This is a genomic window from Aquimarina sp. ERC-38 (assembly GCF_026222555.1).
Classification (GTDB): Bacteria; Bacteroidota; Bacteroidia; order Flavobacteriales; family Flavobacteriaceae; genus Aquimarina.
On sequence record NZ_CP098511.1, the window covers coordinates 136713 to 155248 of the forward strand.

18 protein-coding genes and 1 riboswitch are annotated in these 18536 nt (G+C 34.2%); of the genes, 4 read left to right on the top strand and 14 right to left on the bottom strand.

All coding sequences use genetic code 11. The features are described 5' to 3' along the window. Window positions 1-61 precede the first annotated feature (61 nt). The 4 genes from NBT05_RS00630 to NBT05_RS00645 all read right to left on the bottom strand — a co-directional run bounded on the left by NBT05_RS00630 (window position 62) and on the right by NBT05_RS00645 (window position 3349). Window positions 62-1312, bottom strand: a complete 1251-nt coding sequence (locus tag NBT05_RS00630) for a sulfate adenylyltransferase subunit 1 (protein ID WP_265771484.1) — start codon at window positions 1310-1312, stop codon at window positions 62-64. A gap of 157 nt (window positions 1313-1469) precedes the next feature. Then, complete coding sequence (gene cysD / locus NBT05_RS00635; protein WP_265771486.1) at window positions 1470-2408, bottom strand: sulfate adenylyltransferase subunit CysD; 939 nt, start codon at window positions 2406-2408, stop codon at window positions 1470-1472. Between the two features lie 60 nt (window positions 2409-2468). Next, window positions 2469-3095: a phosphoadenosine phosphosulfate reductase family protein gene (locus NBT05_RS00640; RefSeq protein ID WP_265771487.1), complete on the bottom strand. Its 627-nt coding sequence runs from the start codon at window positions 3093-3095 to the stop codon at window positions 2469-2471. Between the two features lie 2 nt (window positions 3096-3097). Further along, complete coding sequence (locus NBT05_RS00645) at window positions 3098-3349, bottom strand: DUF2061 domain-containing protein (protein WP_265771488.1); 252 nt, start codon at window positions 3347-3349, stop codon at window positions 3098-3100. A gap of 316 nt (window positions 3350-3665) precedes the next feature. On the opposite strand from NBT05_RS00645, the gene NBT05_RS00650 reads away from it, so the two are divergent. After that, window positions 3666-4196, top strand: a complete 531-nt coding sequence (locus tag NBT05_RS00650) for a hypothetical protein (protein WP_265771489.1) — start codon at window positions 3666-3668, stop codon at window positions 4194-4196. A gap of 39 nt (window positions 4197-4235) precedes the next feature. Here NBT05_RS00650 and NBT05_RS00655 read toward each other — a convergent pair whose 3' ends face one another. From NBT05_RS00655 to NBT05_RS00690, 8 genes are all read right to left on the bottom strand, one after another. Beyond that, window positions 4236-5417, bottom strand: coding sequence for a trans-sulfuration enzyme family protein (locus NBT05_RS00655; protein ID WP_265771490.1), 1182 nt, complete (start codon window positions 5415-5417; stop codon window positions 4236-4238). Between the two features lie 32 nt (window positions 5418-5449). Then, window positions 5450-5791 carry a DUF86 domain-containing protein gene (locus NBT05_RS00660; RefSeq protein ID WP_265771491.1) on the bottom strand — a complete coding sequence of 114 codons (342 nt, stop codon included), beginning with the start codon at window positions 5789-5791 and terminating at the stop codon, window positions 5450-5452. After that, window positions 5781-6095, bottom strand: a complete 315-nt coding sequence (locus NBT05_RS00665) for a nucleotidyltransferase family protein (protein WP_265771492.1) — start codon at window positions 6093-6095, stop codon at window positions 5781-5783. Before NBT05_RS00665 ends, NBT05_RS00660 begins: the two co-directional genes overlap by 11 nt. Continuing rightward, window positions 6092-6304, bottom strand: coding sequence for a DUF433 domain-containing protein (locus NBT05_RS00670; RefSeq protein WP_265771493.1), 213 nt, complete (start codon window positions 6302-6304; stop codon window positions 6092-6094). The genes NBT05_RS00665 and NBT05_RS00670 overlap by 4 nt, the downstream gene beginning before the upstream one ends. A 36-nt stretch (window positions 6305-6340) precedes the next feature. Next, window positions 6341-6766 carry an OsmC family protein gene (locus NBT05_RS00675; RefSeq protein ID WP_265771494.1) on the bottom strand — a complete coding sequence of 142 codons (426 nt, stop codon included), beginning with the start codon at window positions 6764-6766 and terminating at the stop codon, window positions 6341-6343. A gap of 357 nt (window positions 6767-7123) precedes the next feature. Continuing rightward, a complete protein-coding gene (gene thrA, locus NBT05_RS00680) occupies window positions 7124-9535 on the bottom strand; it encodes a bifunctional aspartate kinase/homoserine dehydrogenase I (RefSeq protein WP_265771495.1) in 2412 nt (803 codons plus the stop codon). A gap of 347 nt (window positions 9536-9882) precedes the next feature. Continuing rightward, window positions 9883-10860, bottom strand: a complete 978-nt coding sequence (locus NBT05_RS00685; protein WP_265771496.1) for an alpha/beta fold hydrolase — start codon at window positions 10858-10860, stop codon at window positions 9883-9885. 81 nt (window positions 10861-10941) lie between these two features. Beyond that, window positions 10942-12228 (bottom strand): O-acetylhomoserine aminocarboxypropyltransferase/cysteine synthase family protein, encoded by a 1287-nt coding sequence (locus NBT05_RS00690; RefSeq protein ID WP_265771497.1) that lies wholly within the window; start codon window positions 12226-12228, stop codon window positions 10942-10944. A 182-nt stretch (window positions 12229-12410) separates the two neighbouring features. Further along, window positions 12411-12532, bottom strand: a riboswitch (SAM riboswitch). Window positions 12533-12811: 279 nt separating this feature from the next. On the opposite strand from NBT05_RS00690, the gene metK reads away from it, so the two are divergent. After that, a complete protein-coding gene (gene metK / locus NBT05_RS00695; protein ID WP_265771498.1) occupies window positions 12812-14071 on the top strand; it encodes a methionine adenosyltransferase in 1260 nt (419 codons plus the stop codon). Window positions 14072-14448: 377 nt separating this feature from the next. Here the strand turns inward: metK and NBT05_RS00700 are convergent, their stop codons facing one another. Then, window positions 14449-15372 (bottom strand): DUF302 domain-containing protein, encoded by a 924-nt coding sequence (locus NBT05_RS00700; protein WP_265771499.1) that lies wholly within the window; start codon window positions 15370-15372, stop codon window positions 14449-14451. 193 nt (window positions 15373-15565) lie between these two features. Between NBT05_RS00700 and NBT05_RS00705 the strand changes: the two genes are divergently transcribed. Together NBT05_RS00705 and NBT05_RS00710 are read left to right on the top strand one after the other, a co-directional pair. Further along, the gene (locus NBT05_RS00705; RefSeq protein WP_265771501.1) at window positions 15566-16351 is read left to right on the top strand and encodes a hypothetical protein; all 786 of its coding nucleotides are present in this window, start codon (window positions 15566-15568) and stop codon (window positions 16349-16351) included. 6 nt (window positions 16352-16357) lie between these two features. After that, the gene (locus NBT05_RS00710) at window positions 16358-16972 is read left to right on the top strand and encodes a deoxynucleoside kinase (RefSeq protein ID WP_265771502.1); all 615 of its coding nucleotides are present in this window, start codon (window positions 16358-16360) and stop codon (window positions 16970-16972) included. A gap of 256 nt (window positions 16973-17228) precedes the next feature. On the opposite strand, the gene NBT05_RS00715 is transcribed toward NBT05_RS00710, so the two are convergent. Beyond that, the gene (locus NBT05_RS00715; protein ID WP_265771503.1) at window positions 17229-18479 is read right to left on the bottom strand and encodes a 3-deoxy-D-manno-octulosonic acid transferase; all 1251 of its coding nucleotides are present in this window, start codon (window positions 18477-18479) and stop codon (window positions 17229-17231) included. Between the last annotated feature and the right edge of the window lie 57 nt (window positions 18480-18536).

The following is an 18536-nucleotide window of genomic DNA, read 5'->3' on the forward strand; positions in this document are numbered from 1 at the left end:
TATAGCAAAATATCTTTGATTTCAAATCTAGGATAATCACAGGAAATTCCCCTTTTGGGGGCTAGGGGGCTATAAACCCAACTCCTGCGGTATTATTTGTTTGCGGATCGATTAAAATAAAAGATCCGGATGCTTTATTTTCTTTATAGCTATCTACTGCCAAAGGTTTGCTTAATTGTATCTGAACCTCTCCGATTTCATTTAAGCTAAGTGTATTGGCTTCTTTATCTTCTCCGGAAAAATCAGTTGCTATAATACCACTGATACTTTTAATTTTTGCCAGTACTCGACTACTACCGCTTTGTACCAAATAATTGGTTCCGGGAATTAAATTTTTACTATCCATCCAACAAATCTTTGCCGTCAACTGTTTTTCGACTCTTGGTTTCTCCGAAGATTTTACGATCATATCACCACGACTTACATTCACATCATCTTCAAGGGTGATTGTGCAGGAACTTCCCCTGCCGGCAGTTTCAAATTTTTGATCAAAAAAGAAAATCTCTTTTACTTTTGAAGTAGTTAAACTAGGCAATACGGTTACTTCATCCCCTACAGAAAGATCTCCACCGTATAATTTACCAGCGTATCCTCTAAAATCGTGAAACTCCGCTTGTTTTGGACGAATTACGGTTTGTACCGGAAAGCGTGCTTCTGATTTTTCATATAAATCTTGAGCATCTAACTCTTCTAAGTGTTCTAATAAGGTTTGTCCTTTATACCAGGGCGTATTTTCGGAAGCATCAACTACGTTATCACCTTGTAATGCACTTACCGGAATAAAAGTAACATGTTGTTCTTTATATTCACTTTTGGCAATTAATTTTTCAAAATCAACTTTTATTGCATTGAATTTCTTTTCTGAGAAGTCTACCAAATCCATTTTATTAATGGCAACAATCACATCTTTTACCCTTAATAAATTATTAATAAAGAAGTGACGGTAGGTTTGCTCGATTACTCCTTTTCGGGCATCAACCAGAATAATTGAAGCCTGTGAGGTAGAAGCCCCGGTTACCATATTTCGGGTATATTCAATATGTCCGGGAGTATCTGCAATAATGTAACTTTTTCTTTTAGTCGAAAAGTAAATATGCGCTACATCAATGGTAATACCTTGTTCACGTTCTGCCACTAGTCCGTCAGTGGCTAATGAAAAATCAAGGTAGTCAAAGCCATTGGCTTTACTCCTGGTTTCAATGGCTTCTAATTTATCCGTAGTAAGTGATTTTGTATCGTAAAGGATACGTCCGATCAAGGTACTTTTACCATCATCTACACTTCCTGCTGTTGCTATTTTTAGTACTTCCATTCTTTTGTTAATAGTTGTTAGTTGTTAGTCAATTGTTGCTAACATGACTATAATTTTTCAACCAATCACTTTATTTACTTAACTAATCTTTAAAATTCAATTTTTAGATCGCTGATTTCTGAATACTATCACCTAAAAACTATCAGCTGACAACTAATTAAAAATACCCCTGTTGTTTTCGTTTTTCCATAGCGGCTTCGGATCTTTTATCGTCGATTCTAGCCCCTCTTTCTGAGATTGTTGATTCTCTGATTTCTGCTACTACCTTATCAATGGTAATTGCATCAGATAGTACGGCAGCAGTACAAGACATATCTCCTACCGTTCTAAATCGAACCAGGCGTTCTTCTACCAACTCATCTTTATCTCTAAAAACGACATTATCCTCAGCAGACCAGATCATCCCGTCTCTTACAAAGGTTTTACGCTTGTGTGCAAAGTAGATAGAAGGAATCTCAATATTTTCTTTTTCTATGTAACTCCAAACATCCAATTCTGTCCAGTTACTGATCGGAAACACCCGAACGTTTTGCCCTAAATCTATCTTACCGTTTAAATGATCAAACAATTCCGGACGCTGATTTTTTTCATCCCATTGCCCAAAGTCATCCCGAACTGAAAAAATACGTTCTTTTGCTCTTGCTTTTTCTTCGTCCCGACGAGCCCCACCAATAGCTGCATCAAATTTGAATTCTTCTAATGCATCCAGAAGGGTCGTGGTTTGCAGGCTGTTTCTACTGGCATATCTTCCGGTTTCTTCCATTACTTTCCCCTGGTCAATGGAGTCCTGCACGTTACGAACAATCAATTCTACCCCTAACTCTTTTACCAGGCGATCTCTGAACTCAATAGTTTCCGGAAAGTTATGACCTGTATCTATATGTAATAAAGGAAATGGAATTTTACCCGGATAAAACGCTTTTTGAGCCAATCGCACCAGGGTAATAGAATCTTTTCCACCTGAAAATAATAGAACCGGCTTTTCAAATTGTGCAACCACTTCCCTAAAAATATAAATAGCTTCACTTTCTAAAGGGTTCACCGTTAACTTTCTTGCTTTCACAATTTGCTTTTTATTTCTTTCTAGTACTTCCATTTAATTTTTAAATTAATTACGAGAGAGTAACATCCCCCTACCCTCTCAAAAGGGAAATTACTAACTTGTATGTAATCCGCATTCCCTGTTTCCTAATACTTTGGTTGGGTCAAAATATTTAAATTCATTAGGTAATTTGTTTTCTTTTAAATAAACATCTAAATCCGTATCGCTATAATAGTAAAACGGGCTTACTTTTAACACCCCGTCACTTCCCATACTTAAAATATCTAAAGAATCCCGTAGCGCCGTTTGCCCTTTTCTTAAATTTGTAAACCAGACATCAGGTTTAAAGTCATTCATTGCCCTTTTAAAAGGCTCCAACTTCACCTGTTCTGTAAATATTTTATGCTTTGGATCCTCTATATCCGGAATTCCCATAACCACATCTCTATGAGCCGTAGTTTGTGCAGGAACGTACAGTTTTATATTTAGACCTAGTAGTCCAATAACTTCTTCGGCATGTCGATAGGTATTAGGAGTGTTGTAACCGGAGTCACACCAGATTACCGGAATATCTTTTTTAGCTTGAGAAGTAACTTGTAAAATAGCTGCTTCGTAAGGCCTGAAATTAGTAGTTACTACAGGATTTTTTGCTTTGCTTATTACCCACTGTACAATTTCTAAAGGCGTTTTTTCTTTTAGTTCTTTATTTAAACTTACTATTTCTTCTTTAGTAAAACTCATATTTATTTACCCCATTTAATTTTATTCCAAATTCGCTCGTGAAAAAAGTATAAAATCATCTTAGTTACGAAGTCAACCGAGGCAATAGAAGTAGCCAGAACTAATTCTCCGGTTAATATATATGACACTATTAAAGTATCTAACGTACCAATCACTCGCCAACTGATTGCTTTTGCAATACTACGTATAGGACTTTCTGAAGTTTTATCATCTTCATAAGTGGTTTTGGTCGAAGCTACTTTATCTAAAATCATACAATTGAAAATACACTTTCAAAATCTATTACCCTACCAAAGTAGTAGAGTATGATACAAACATACTTCTTTTTATTTGTATGAGTCCTTTTAAACCCGTAAATCTTACGATTTACAAACACTTTTACGATTTATTCAAAGATTACCCTATTAACTTAGTAGATTAATAAAAACTAACATCTTCTCTTTTAATGTACTATTCTAATTTAACTAATGAAATATATAAGCAACATACCTTTCATCGAAAAAATATGCTTTTTATCTGTTTAATTACTAAATTGATTGTACCTTTGTGTAGTAATAAGCCCCTAATACTATGAGAACATATTACTTTATTTCAATTTTATTAATTTTCTTAGCTTGTAGTGCTTGTCAAAAAGATGAGGATACTTCTATTATAGAAGATCAAATATCCCTATTAGGCACTTGGAAGCTAACAGAACTATCAGTTAAAGACGGAATAATTTCTTCTACTATTCTGGATGAAACCTTTACTATAGGTTATACTTCAAAAGGTAAAGATTTTAATTACGAACTTATAGTTGCAGAAAATCCGAATAAAGTCGAAGGTAAGGGAAGTTATACTTCGGTTACTACTACCACTGCTTTAGGAAAAACAGAAACCTATGAGGAAAAGGTAACTGATTTTATTATAAACGGAAATTGGAAACTTAAGAATAATCAATTACTTATCACTTCTCAAGAACAAACGATTGTCGGTGATATTTTAGAATTTACAGATGACCATATTATCATACAGCAAGTAATAGATGACAGGGTAGAAGATTCCGTTTTAGGTACAGAAGCTATTACCCAAGGGACTCTTACTTATCGCTTGGAACGTTAACATCCGAAAAGAATATATTAGGATTTTAAAATTAGACACCTATATTCCGGTCAAAGCCTGATCCACATCTTTTATTATATCTTCCACATATTCTAAACCTACGGAACAGCGTACCATTCCGTCCGTAATTCCTACGGCTTCTTTATCCTCTGCGGCTAACTTGCTATGAGTAGTAGATGCAGGATGGGTTACAATGGTTCTTGTATCTCCCAGATTTGCTGATAAGGAACACATTTCAATACTATCAAAGAATTTTTTTCCAGCATCTACTCCTCCTTTTACTTCAAAAGCTACAATAGAACCTCCCAACTTCATTTGTTTTTTTGCAACTTCATAACGTGGATGAGATGGCAAAAACGGATATTTTACCCAATTTACTTTAGAATGGATTTCTAAAAATTCGGCTAATTTTAAGGCATTTTCACAATGGCGATCTGCTCTTACTGCAAGGGTTTCTAAGCTTTTTGAAAGCACCCAGGCATTAAAAGGGGACATGGCGGGACCCGTAACACGGGAGAATAAATAAATTTCCCTGATTAAATCTGCTGTACCTACCGTTACACCACCTAATACCCTTCCTTGTCCATCGATTAATTTGGTGGCAGAATGTATTACTAAATCAGCACCAAATTTAATTGGATTTTGTAGGTAAGGCGTTGCAAAACAATTATCCACAACAAATAAGATTCCGTGTTTTTTGGCTACTTTACTTATCTTTTCTAAATCCAATACATCTACCCCCGGGTTTGTTGGGGTTTCCACATAAATCAACTTTGTATTCGGCTGAATGAGTTCTTCCAGTTTCTCTTCTTCGGTTGTAGTAAAATAGGTAGTATTGATATTCCACTTCGGAAAATACTTGGTAAACAACGCATGTGTAGCTCCAAATACAGAACGACAGGATACGATATGATCTCCGGCATTTAATAATGCTGCAAAGGTAGAATATACCGCAGCCATTCCGGTAGCAAAAGCAAACCCGTCTTCTGCGCCTTCTAAGGCACACATTTTAGTAATAAATTCACTGGTGTTTGGGTTGCTATACCTGCTATAAAGGTCTCGTTGCTTTTCTTCGGCAAAAGCAGCCCGCATTTCTTCGGAGTCTTCAAATACAAATCCCGAAGTTAAATAAAGGGGCGTGGAATGTTCTGAAAACTTGGTACGATCTGTCTGAATTCGTACTGCTTCAGTTTCAAAATGCTTATTTTTTTGGTTTTTCATGGGTTCTAGTAAACAACTATATTTTTTAGGATTTAACTATTCTTACGTAAATCCTTAATTTCATCTTTTAAAATAGGAATATCTTTTATAGCAATACTCCATAAAATCGCACTATCAATATTGTCATATTCATGTGCTAAAATATTTCGTAAAGAAATAATTCTTTTAGAATTAGAAATAATAATTTGATCATTTACCGCTAAAAGTTTTTTGAGGGCTTCTCCAATAATTTCTAAAACACGTTCTAATGATCTTACTCCTAAAAAATCTTCCTTAAATAAAGTATAATTATGGGTATATCTTTCCTGAATCTTTTCTACTTCTTGAATTAAAGATTCTAAATCCAGAATATACTTTAGCTCCTTAGGCTGCATATAGTGAAATCATAGTTTCTTCCAATTCTTTTTTAAAAATTTTATTCTTTAAAGAGGATAGTGTGACTACGTCAACAGGTTTTTTTAGAAGTTCTTCCAAATCTTCTATAAAATTAAAATAATAATCAGCCATCTCTACCACCGGAATTTTAAAATCAAAAATCACTGCAAAATCAATATCGCTTTTTTGAGGATTAAATGTTGTATCGCTTAAGGCTGATCCAAAAACATTACACTGTACAACTTTATGTTTTTTACATAGTAATTCAATTTGTTCCTTATTCTGTTTAAGTAGATTAATCATATTCTTTTGATTATTTTAGTTGCAAAAGAAAAACAGACTGCGATATCTTCTCTTTCAAGAAATGGATAACTTTCCAAAACTTCCTCCACTGAATCTCCATTGCTTATAAAATCCAAAATTGTTTCTACTGTAATTCTCAAGCTTCTAATAGTAGGTCTTCCGTTACATAAATCCGCATCCAAAGTGATTCGATCCGACAGATATTCCATAATCCAAGTTTTATACTAAAATACAAAGTTTTAGTGCTATACTTTTTTATTATTAACTACTACCTTATATTCAATTGTTGCCGTAGGTTCTAATGTTTTAGAAACCGAACAATATTTTTCAAAGGATAATTGTGCTGCTCGTTTTGCTTTTTCCGGTTGGATATCCCCTTCTAGAAAAACAGTTACTTCTATAGTTTTAAACGGAGTAGCATCTTCTATTTTTTCCCGAATTCCGTTCACCGATACTTTATAATCCGTAATCTCCTGACGTTGTTTTTTTAATATGGAAATAATATCAATCGAGCTACATCCGGCAACCCCCATTAATACATATTCCATCGGACTGGGTGCCAAGTCATGTCCGCCAACAGCTGCTTTGCTATCAATATAGGATATGTGTCCTCTTTCATTTTTTAATTCAAAATGAAAGTCATTATCAATTCTATTTAATTCTATTTTCATTTTTTTTCCAGCCTCCCTACCCCAAAGGGGGAACTCAATTACTGCTGTTTGTGAGTTATTTAAAATTAATGTGTATATGTATAGCTAAATCAACATAAAATAATAGGATTCTTCATATAAAAAACTTGATTCTCTGTGTTAAAAAGCCTCGTCTTAGCTAAGGCTAAGCCTATGTTTTCGCCTTGATCTTCAACTTTTTTCTTTATAAATCTTCTATGCCATTCTATATTTATTTAGCTATATATGTTTTCGTAATACAATAATATCATTTTCTGATAACTAAGTCGTTTAAATAAATACTATGCAGTTGATAAAAAATTAATTTCTATACAAACTTGCTAGTTCTGCCACTAAGAGCTAGGGAGCCGCAATTCTTAAAATATCCCCAAAAACCCCTCTTGCCGTAACAGCCGCACCCGCTCCTGCACCTTGAATAATAACGGGCTGGTCTCCATAAGATTCGGTATAAATTTCAAAGATAGAATCAGACCCTTTTACCTGACCTAGCGAACCGGTACTAGGAACTGAAACTAATTTTACGTCCAAAATTCCTTTTTCCTGAGATAAATCCCCGTGTAAATCACCTATATATCGTAAAACATGATCTGGTTCTTGTGCTGCTTTTAATTTTTGATAAGTTTTATCTAGTTCTTTTAATTTTCCTAAAAACTGCTGACGATCTCCTTCTCTTAAATTTTCAGGTATCAGGTTATGGATGTTTACATCTTCAAATTCATTTGCCAAATCCAACTCGCGAGCCAATATCAATAGCTTTCTACCTACATCATTTCCACAAAGGTCTTCCCTAGGGTCTGGTTCAGTAAACCCTTGATCAATTGCTTCTTGTAGTACTTCACTAAAGGGTCTATCTTCCGTAGAAAATGTGTTAAAAAGATAACTCAAAGACCCGGAAAATACGCCTTTTATCCTGGTAATATTTTCACCGGATAAATGTAGTAATTTAATAGTATCAATTAGCGGAAGCCCTGCTCCTACATTCGTTTCGTACAAATACTGCTTTTGATTATTACTTAATACCTGACGTAATTCTTTATAAAAGTCAAAGCTTAATGTGTTTGCAATTTTATTTGAAGAAACCAAGTCGAAACCTTTTTCTACTAATTTAACGTAATTATCTGTAAAATCCGTACTTGCCGTATTATCAATAGCAATCAAATTTTCCAGGTGATGTTCCTCTGCAAACTTAATAATATCTTCTACAGTATACGCTTTACCTGAATCTTCCATCTCATTTTTCCAGTTGGTCTCCAAACCTTTAGCATTCGTAATTACTTTCCTGGAATTGGCTACGGCAAAAACCGTAAGATCTATTTTTTTTCGTTTCCGGATGTCTTCCTTGGACTTTAAAATTTGTTTAATCAAGGTACCTCCTACCAGCCCGTGTCCGAAGATAGCAATATTGATTTTTTTATCAATTCCAAAAATCTCTCCGTGAATTACATGCAATGCTTTATTAAGCTGTTCTTTTTTGACAACCAGGCTTATATTTTTTCCGGTCACCGTATTATTAAACAGAATAGGAACTATTTGATTTTTAATTAAGGCATTATAAGGTTTATGAAAAGTACTCAAATCTTGCCCTATGATAGAAATCACAGATACGTTACGCTCGATTGTAATGGTACTTACATCTTTATTGTAAAAATCCGCTTCAAATTCTTCTTCAAGGGCTTGTTTAGCATCTCTAGCCTGACTTGCACTGACCACTAATCCAATCCCTCTTTCTGAAGAACCTTGCGAAATAATACTTACACTCACATTTTTATAAGCCAGTGCTTTAAAAATCCGCGCATCTATTCCAGCTTTGCCTAATAATCCCCGACCTTCTAAATTTAAAAGAGATACATCTTTTAACACAGAAAGCGATTTGATCCCTTTATTATCCGAAGTAGAAGTTATTAAAGTACCTTTTCCTTCTCGATTAAAAGTATTTAGTATTCGCAACGGAATTTCCTTTTCGATCAGAGGAATAATTGTTTTAGCGTGTAAGATTGTTGCCCCAAAATAGGCCAATTCATTAGCTTCGTTAAAAGATAATCGGTCAATCTTCTTTGCATCTGCAATTAAATCCGGATCCGCAGTATAAATACCATCTACATGCGTATAGTTCTGTAATTCTTCTGCATCCAGGTAATTTGCTAATAAAGCTGCGGTATAATTACTACCATTTCTACCTAGCGTAGTGGTTTCACTAAGTTGGTTAGAAGCTATAAAACCGGTAACCACATTGACTGTTGTGCCATTGTATTTTTCAAAATGCCTTCGCACATTTTCTTTAGATATGTTATCGATAGGTTGTGCTTCGCCAAACTGATCGTCCGTAATAATAAGTTCCCTACTATCTGTAAAATGAGCATTAACTCCGATCTCCTTTAGTTTTTCTACCAGTATCTTCCCAGAAATGACTTCTCCCTGGGATAAAATCTGATCTTTAATCTTTTTGCTATAATTACCTAATAGAAAAACCCCTTCGTAGAGTTTATTTAATATGGTAAATTCCTTCTCTACATATTCACGGTTACTGTCTGATACCTGACTTGTTTTAAAAACTTCAAAAGCCTCCTGATAATCATCATGATTTACGGCTTTAGTCAAAATGTTTTCTAATTGATCTGTTGCCTTACCACGGGCAGAAATAACTACCGCCAGTGATTCTCCTTGATCCACTTTATCTTTTATAATACTTATTACCTGCCGTATTCCTTTTTCGCCAGCAAGTGATTTTCCTCCGAATTTTAATATTTTCATATGTCCCTACCTTCCAAAATTATATATAAAAGGCATTTATTTGTAATCATTACTAATTTTTGGTATGTAAATTATTAGTGTCCGGTATAAATTCAAAATCGCTATCGCTTCTAGAACCAAGACTAATTAATGTTATAGGATTATTCACTTTAAAAAATTATTTTTAAAAAAGTAGCCAATAACTATTTTTGAGTTTGGAATCATCTTATTTTACGATGCTCTCTAAACTTTTATTTATTTTAACCAGACATTAATATATTTAATTTAGCAATTCGTTATTGTAACAGTTGAGTTTCTTCATTTTTCTTAAACCTTCATGTGTTTTACTAAAAAAACACCTTGAATTATCATCTAATCTCGTTTTTAAAGATAGGATCTAGTATTTTCTCCAACTGTTCAAATTCAATTAAAAAAGCATCATGCCCATGTACTGATGCTATGATATGATGCGAGACATTATTTTTCACCTTTGTCAATCTATAAAAGGTTTCCGTATCTTCTTTTGCTGTGAAAAATATATCAGAATCCACACTTATTAGATGTATATTTGACCTTATATTTTTCACTACTTCTTCAAAGGTTTCTCCCCTAGAAGTAATATCAATATTTGCCAGTATATGGTTTAAAGTTTTATATGCCGATAAGGTAAATCTCTCTTTTAATTTTTTACCGTGATGCAGTAACCAACTCTCGACATTGTACACCCCCCAGTCTTCGTTAAAACTGCGATTAAATTTGATCTTAAAAGATTCAGGTGATCGGTAAAATAACATAGCATGTAAGCGAGCATCATGTACCGGGTTTTTTGAATTTAAAAGAATCTGTTCTTGTACCAGGCAATTTGCTTTTAACCAGTCAGTAGATTTCCAATCTGCAGCTACAGGTATGAGGTGTTCAATGAGGCTAGGGTTAAGTACGGCCAGTTCCCAGGCAATTCCCCCGCCCACGGACCCTCCTATTGTAGCAAATATTTTTTGAATCTCTAATTGTTTTATCACTTGATTAAAAATTTTTGCTACATCCCGGGCTGTAAAAGACTGGTAATCCTGTATCAGGTTTTCTTCAATGCCGTCATAACCATTTCCGGGTATATTAAAGGCAAGTATTGTATAATCTTTAGTATTGATGCACTTTCCTTCCCCAATAAGCCCCTTCCACCAACCTTGTTCTCCACAAACAGTCGAATTTCCGGTTAGGGCATGATTAACTAAGACTACGGGGGCGGTATATAAATCTTTGCCAAACAATTCGTAGGTTACGACGATTTGATCGAGCTCTTTTCCTTTTATTGTTTTATAGTTTTCTATCGAAACCTTTTGGAGCATAATATGTATCTTCAAAGTTGATGACAACTTTAGCTATCTAAACTTACCGGTATTTACCTTATTATCAAATTACTTCCTGAATTACGCAGTTACCGTAACTTTTTTAAAGGTTGCTTTTAAATCTGCTTTTAAATCTTCAATATTTTCTAAACCTACGGAAAGCCTAATTAAATCCTTAGTTACTCCGGTAGCAGCTTGTTGTTCTTCATTTAACTGTTGATGTGTGGTACTGGAAGGGTGGATAATCAAAGATTTAGAATCTCCAATATTAGCTAGTAACGAAAATAACTTAGATTCGTTCGCAACTGTTTTTGCTGATTCGTATCCCCCTTTTACTCCAAAAGTGATGATTCCACTTTGTCCTTTTGGTAAATATTCTTTAGCTAAAGTATAGTAGGTATCTTCTTTTAAACCCGGATATTTTACCCAGGCAACTTCTTCTTGTTCTTGCAACCATTTTGCTAAAGCCAATGCATTTTCACTATGTTTATACATCCGGATTTCTAAGGTTTCTAGTCCCTGCAAAATCTGAAATGCATTAAACGGACTTAAAGCTGCCCCATGATCTCGTAACCCTTCTACCCTCACTTTGGCAATAAAAGCAGCAGGCCCTAGGGCATCATGATAGACTAGGCCATGATATCCTTTAGAAGGCTCGGTAAATTCTGGAAATTTTCCGTTTGACCAGTCAAAAGTACCAGCATCGATAATAGCACCTCCTAGTGAAGTCCCGTTACCATTAATATATTTAGTCAAAGAATGAATAACAATATTCGCCCCGTATTTAATTGGGTTTAGCAAAGCTGGAGTAGCGACTGTATTATCTACTATAAAGGGTATCTTAATCGCTTTGGCTTCGGCTGAAATTGCTTTTAGGTCCAGTACATCTAACTTTGGGTTACCTAGAGATTCTACAAAGAATACCCGTGTGTTCTCTTGAATGGCATCTTTAAAATTTTGCGGATCGGACGGATCTACGAATGTGGTGGTAATCCCAAACCTGGGTAGGGTAACATTCAATAAATTATAAGTACCTCCGTACAGGCTACTAGAAGCTATGATGTGATCGCCTGTTTTTAATAAAGTGAGTAAAGCCGTATTAATAGCAGCGGTGCCTGAAGCGGTAACTACACAGGCAATTCCTCCTTCTAAGGCAGCTAACCTCTGTTCTAAGATATCATTTGTAGGATTATTAAGTCGGGTATAGATATAACCAGGTTGCGACAAATTAAACAGATTGGCAGCATGGTCAGAATCGTTAAATACATACGAACTGGTCTGATAAATAGGAACGGCTCTTGTTCCCCCGTTTATAGTTACATCATGACCCGCATGTAATGCATTAGTTGCAAATTTTTGTGTACTCATATCTTTTTACTTTTCTCTTCTTCCTGTATCTCCAGGAGGATCATTTAAAATTTAAGGCAGAAACAAAGCATGCCTTTTTCAATCGCTCATACAGAATTCTACATGTACCTTATTAGATACAGATTTATAAAAAATTAAAAAGAAAGGAGTTTAATAAATACCCGGACACAGGTATGAATCATGTGTTATCTATTTCGCAAATGCGAATAGAATGTAGCACCTTCTCTTAAAGAACCTTTAAGTTTTATTAAAAGGGTTGCTAAGGTTTCATTGGGTCTATTCCCTCCACCTTTCTTGATAACGTTTTAAAATGTATAAGAAACTTGATGCGAAATTAATAATTATTTTGAAACTGTCATAGTTTTCTTAAAAAAACCTATTAGGCTTTGCAAAGCTTATGTGAATACTTACATTTGCCTCCTAATTTTGGGAAAGATTTGACTGATTGCAACCCAAAGGATTATGAGATTCAATAACTATTCTAATTTGATAATCCTAAAATGCTAAAACAGTTTAGTACGTCGATGTATTGACTTTCAGGCAGGCACTGTAATCTTCAATTTTCCTTTACAACTTAATAAACATGGCATATTTATTTACTTCAGAAAGTGTTTCTGAAGGACACCCGGATAAAGTTGCAGATCAGATCAGTGATGCATTACTGGATAATTTTCTTGCTTTCGACCCTGAATCCAAAGTGGCTTGTGAAACTTTAGTAACCACCGGACAAGTAGTACTAGCCGGCGAGGTTAAATCTAAAACCTACCTGGACGTGCAACATATTGCTCGGGAAGTTATAAATGAAATCGGATATACAAAAGGTGCTTACCAGTTTAGTGGGGATTCTTGTGGTGTTATTTCTCTAATCCATGAACAGTCTCAGGATATTAATCAAGGAGTAGATCGCGAAACTAAAGAAGAGCAAGGTGCCGGTGACCAGGGAATGATGTTTGGGTATGCTACTAAAGAAACTGCGAATTACATGCCATTAGCTCTTGATATAGCGCATAAAATGTTACAAGAGTTGGCTGCTTTAAGAAGAGAAGGCAAAGAAATTGCTTATTTACGACCGGATGCTAAAAGCCAAGTGACTATTGAATACAGCGATGATAATGTACCTCAAAAAATAGTGGCTATTGTGGTATCTACCCAGCATGATGATTTTGATAGTGATGATGAGGTAATGCTTACTAAAATTAAAGAGGATATTATTTCTATTCTGATCCCCAGGGTAATCGCTAAACTACCAGAACATATTGGCGGATTATTTAATGATGATATTACCTATCATATCAATCCTACCGGAAAGTTTGTGATTGGCGGTCCACATGGAGATACGGGATTAACTGGTCGGAAGATCATTGTAGATACTTACGGAGGAAAAGGAGCTCATGGGGGCGGTGCTTTTTCTGGTAAAGATCCAAGTAAAGTAGATCGATCTGCGGCCTATGCTTCCCGACATATTGCGAAAAACCTGGTGGCAGCCGGAGTGGCTAATGAAATTCTGGTACAGGTATCTTATGCTATCGGAGTAGTAGAACCCACATCCATTTTTGTAGATACCTATGGGACCAGTAATGTTGACTTGACTGATGGCGAAATTGCTAATAAAGTAGCTGCCATTTTTGATATGCGACCGGCAGCCATCGAGTCGCGATTAAAATTGCGAAATCCTATTTATAAAGAAACCGCTGCTTACGGACATATGGGGAAGGAATCAAAAGTGATTACCAAAGTTTTTGAAAGTCCGTATTCCGGTAAAGTAGAAAAAGAAGTTGAATTATTTACCTGGGAAAAACTTGATTTTGTAGATAAAGTAAAGGATGCATTCGGTTTAGATTAGTTCTTAGGTAATCATCAGGCTTGATTTTAAAATACTAAAATCTGTCTTTTAAAACCTAAAATTATTATCAAGAACTGGTCATTTAAAGCAAAAAAGGGGATTTTGAATATTCAAAACCCCTTTTTTTTTGATTATTAGCGATTAGCGTCCGGTTAAAATAAATAAAAGTTTATAAAGTATAATAAAATAAGGTGACTCCAAATTTTAAAGTATTCGGAGGTTGCTCTTTTTACTTTTTCAAGAGTAATTTATTTTTTTATCGTGAATAATCTTATAATATTGATTTTCAATATTATAATGATTAGTCTTGACTCTTGGTTCTAGAAGCGATAGCGATCTTGAATCTTTACCAGACACTAATATTTTATAAAATTAATCTACAACCCAGCCGCAGCATTTGATAGATTGTTCAATGCACCAGTAATGGTAGCTAGAGTATCGTCATTATCTGTAATACCATGTCTTTTTACTAAATAAGCTGGATCGTTGTATGAAATTTTTACATTTCCATCAGCATCTTCCCAAACTAAAAATTTCTGTGGTAAATCAATCCCTGTAGATTGTGAGTTTTGCATTAAAGGAGTACCTAGATTAGGATTTCCGAATATAATTAAGCGGGTCGGATTTAATTCTTCTCCAATACTTTCAGCATTTGCCTGATGATCTAAGGTTGCTACCAGTCTTAAATTTTCATTTCCTTCTATGGCACCTACCAGTGTATTATAAGTATCTTCAAAAGAATTTGTGCTTTCTTTCGTAATAATACCTTCACCTACTTCAATCGTATCAGCATCATTTGATACTACTACTCCATTACTTATAAGCGTAGCAAAATTATTTAAAGCCCCATTAATAGCTTCTAGTTGCGGAAGATCCTGCAAACCATGTCTTGCTTGTAAATAAGCAACATTGTTAAAACCTACCCTCACACTATCTTGGGCATCTTCCCATAAAAATAATTTTTGAGGCAAGTCTAAACCTACTAATTGGTTTGCCTGCATTAAAGCAGTGCCTAGCATTGGGTTTCCAAAAATAAAAACTTTGGTATTTCGTAACTCCTTCCCTACAGAAGATGCATTATTTCTATGATTTACAGCTGCTAAAACCGAAACAGGTTCTGCTGATTCCAGTGCCTGAGATATGGCTAAATCTGCTACAAAGAAGCTTTGATTAGAAGGAGCAAAGGTCAAACCTGGCACCACGATTGGTTCCGGAGTAGGATCAGGATCTGTTGAATCATCTTCTTTACAAGAAATTATAAATACTAAAGAAAGTACTATTAAATTCAAAGTTGTTTTCATAATAAGTAATTGATTTGTTAAAGTGAAATATTATCTAAGTCGTTATAATTTAAAAAATACTACAAACTTGACTATACTATTTTACTGTTTCTCTAATAATTAACGTTTATTAAGAAGGCTTTAACTACAATTTGCCGATTTATCAATCAAAGCTTCTTCATTCTTCGGTACATTTTGTATTTTACCATAGTTTATGAGAATACTTCTTTTACTTGTCCTTTTAATTTTATCTGAAACCACTTCTTTTTCTCAAGATGTACTTACAAAAATTAATTCTACAGAAATAGCAACGGAGCACTTTGTAGGAGTAGATAACTTTTCAGCTTTATATACTGTTAACCAAAATATTTTATACAAAAAATGGAATGCCCAAACCTGGCAGTTTGGCGATTATACGTTAGGAACACTTTCAAAAGTATCTATAACTAATCCTTTAAAAATTTTGCTTTTTTATCAAAATTTAAATACGATTGTAATTCTTGATAAATATTTAAATGAAATTAATCGAATAGATTTCAATACCACTACCAATTTTAAAAACCCAGCTTTTGTATCACAGGCAAATGATCAGAGTATTTGGCTTTTTGATAACAATACGCAGCAACTGGAAATTTTTGATTTAGATACGGAAGAAACCCTCTTTACTACCTTACCTATCAAAGGTATTCCTATGGATGAAAGCTGTAATTTCAATTATTGTTGGCTTCTAACAGAACATAAAATTTTACAATTTAATATCTACGGAAATTTACTTACTGAAATGCTTAATGATCATTTTGAAAATATACATGCTTATAAAAAAGGAATTATACTCAAAAAGGAAAATAATCTATACCACTGGTCTCCAAAAACTAACCAGTTTGTATCTCTAGGGCTTCCTGAAATTCTTATTGAAGATTTTTCTGTTACTGGTGAAATACTTTATATTTACTCAGCAGGCATACTTCATTCTTATAACTTGCCTCAAATACTAAATTAATCAACTATGCACGTAGCTATTGCCGGAAATATAGGCGCAGGCAAAACCACTTTAACCAAATTACTAGCAAAACATTACCGATGGGAACCTCAATTTGAAGATGTTTTGGAAAACCCATATCTGGAAGATTTTTATAATAAAATGGAGCGTTGGTCTTTTAACCTTCAAATTTATTTTTTAAACAGTCGTTTCCGACAAATATTAGAAATTCGGGAAAGTGGAAAAGACATCATCCAGGATCGAACCATCTACGAAGATGCTTATATTTTTGCTCCCAACTTACATGCAATGGGTTTGATGACCAACCGGGATTTTGAAAACTACCGTTCCTTATTTGACCTTATGGAAAGTGTCGTAGAAGGACCTGAACTAATGATTTACCTGCGCAGTAGTATTCCTAACCTAGTTGGTCAGATACATAAAAGAGGAAGGGACTATGAAAACACCATTAGTATTGATTACTTAAGTCGGTTAAACGAACGTTATGAAGCCTGGGTACATAGTTATGATAAAGGGAACTTACTTATTGTTGATGTGGATAAACTTAACTTTGTAGACAATCCGGAGGATTTGGGAGAAATCATAAACCGTATTGATGCGGAACTCAATGGTTTATTTTAGCAAAATTAAAATCTTTGATTTTAATTGTAATTAATTTTAGTTTTTTATGTATGAGTGTCCGGTTAACATAAAAAAAATTTAAAAAGCATATCAAAACAAGGTGATCTTAAACTTTAAAGTATTTAGAGGTTGGTTTTTACTTTTTTGGTAGTGTAAATTAAACTCTGTCTGAGTTATTTTTTTTATCCATTTCAATATTGTAATAATTAGTCTTTATTCTTGAACCGACAGCGATCTTGATTCTTTACCAAACATTTCAGGTTTTTATATTTACATCAGCTATATAATTCATAATTATTGAAGTAGCTCCTGTATTACTATTTACAAAATGCCCGGCAATCATTCCGGTTTGGTTTCTAAATTTAACGTCAATTGTCAATTTTTTAATTATTTCCATAAACTCTTCCGCTGTAGTAACAGAAAACAATCCCCCTAATTTCCGAAGTTGTTTAGCTTCATGGAATTTCTCAAAGTTTTTTCCAATGATGATAGGAATCCCGAAAGTTGCAGGTTCTAAAATGTTATGTAATCCTGCCGTACCCATTCCTCCTCCTACATACGCTATATCTGCATAATAATAAGCTTTGGATAAATATCCAATGGTATCTAAAATAAACACTTTATAATCCTTTAATTGCTCAAGATTGGTTTGTTCGGAATACGTAATAGTAGGTATTTGAATTGTATTTTTTATACGTTGGATAGTCTCCGGTTTAATTTCGTGAGGAGCAATAATAAAACAAATATTTTCAGAAGTACGGTTTATGGTGTTCATAAAAATTACTTCGTCTTCTTTCCATGAACTTCCGATAACTATACAAAATCGATTGTTAACAAATTTTTCCAAAAAATCCACTTTATTATTCATTTCAAGTTGTAATGCCACCCGGTCAAAACGGGTATCTCCCACATGTATGACTTGCGTAACGTTATTAGCAAGCAACATATCCTTAGATTCTATATCCTGGGTAAAAATATGAGTGGCTTTGGATAAACTATCTTTTAAAAACCCACCATATTTTTTGAAGTAGATATGATCTTTTCTAAAAACCGCAGAAATTAAAAGAATAGGAATTTTTCTTGTTTTTAAAACTGAAAAATAGTTTGGCCAGACTTCGTACTTAACAAAAACGGCGATCTCTGGCTTAACTAAGTTAATAAATCGTTTTGCATTCTTTTTTGTATCAATAGGCAGGTAAGCTATATGATCCGCCAGTTTACTATTCTTTTTAGCTTCATATCCGGACGGCGAAAAAAAGGTGATTATTACAAAGGAATTAGTATATTTTTTTTTGATCGCCTGAATAACAGGTACCGCCTGTTCATATTCTCCTAAAGATGCACAATGAAACCAAAAAACCGGTTTGGAAATCGGAAATATAGTCTGTAGGGTTGAAAATACTTCTTTTCTTCCATTTGCAAAAAGCTTTAACTTCTGAGAAAACAACCCGATGAACGGAAGTAATAACTGAAAAATAGTACTAAATAAGGAATATAAACTGCGCAAAAAATGATTCTTTATAATGTAAAAATACATTTCCCTTTTTAAAGAAACTATTGAAGT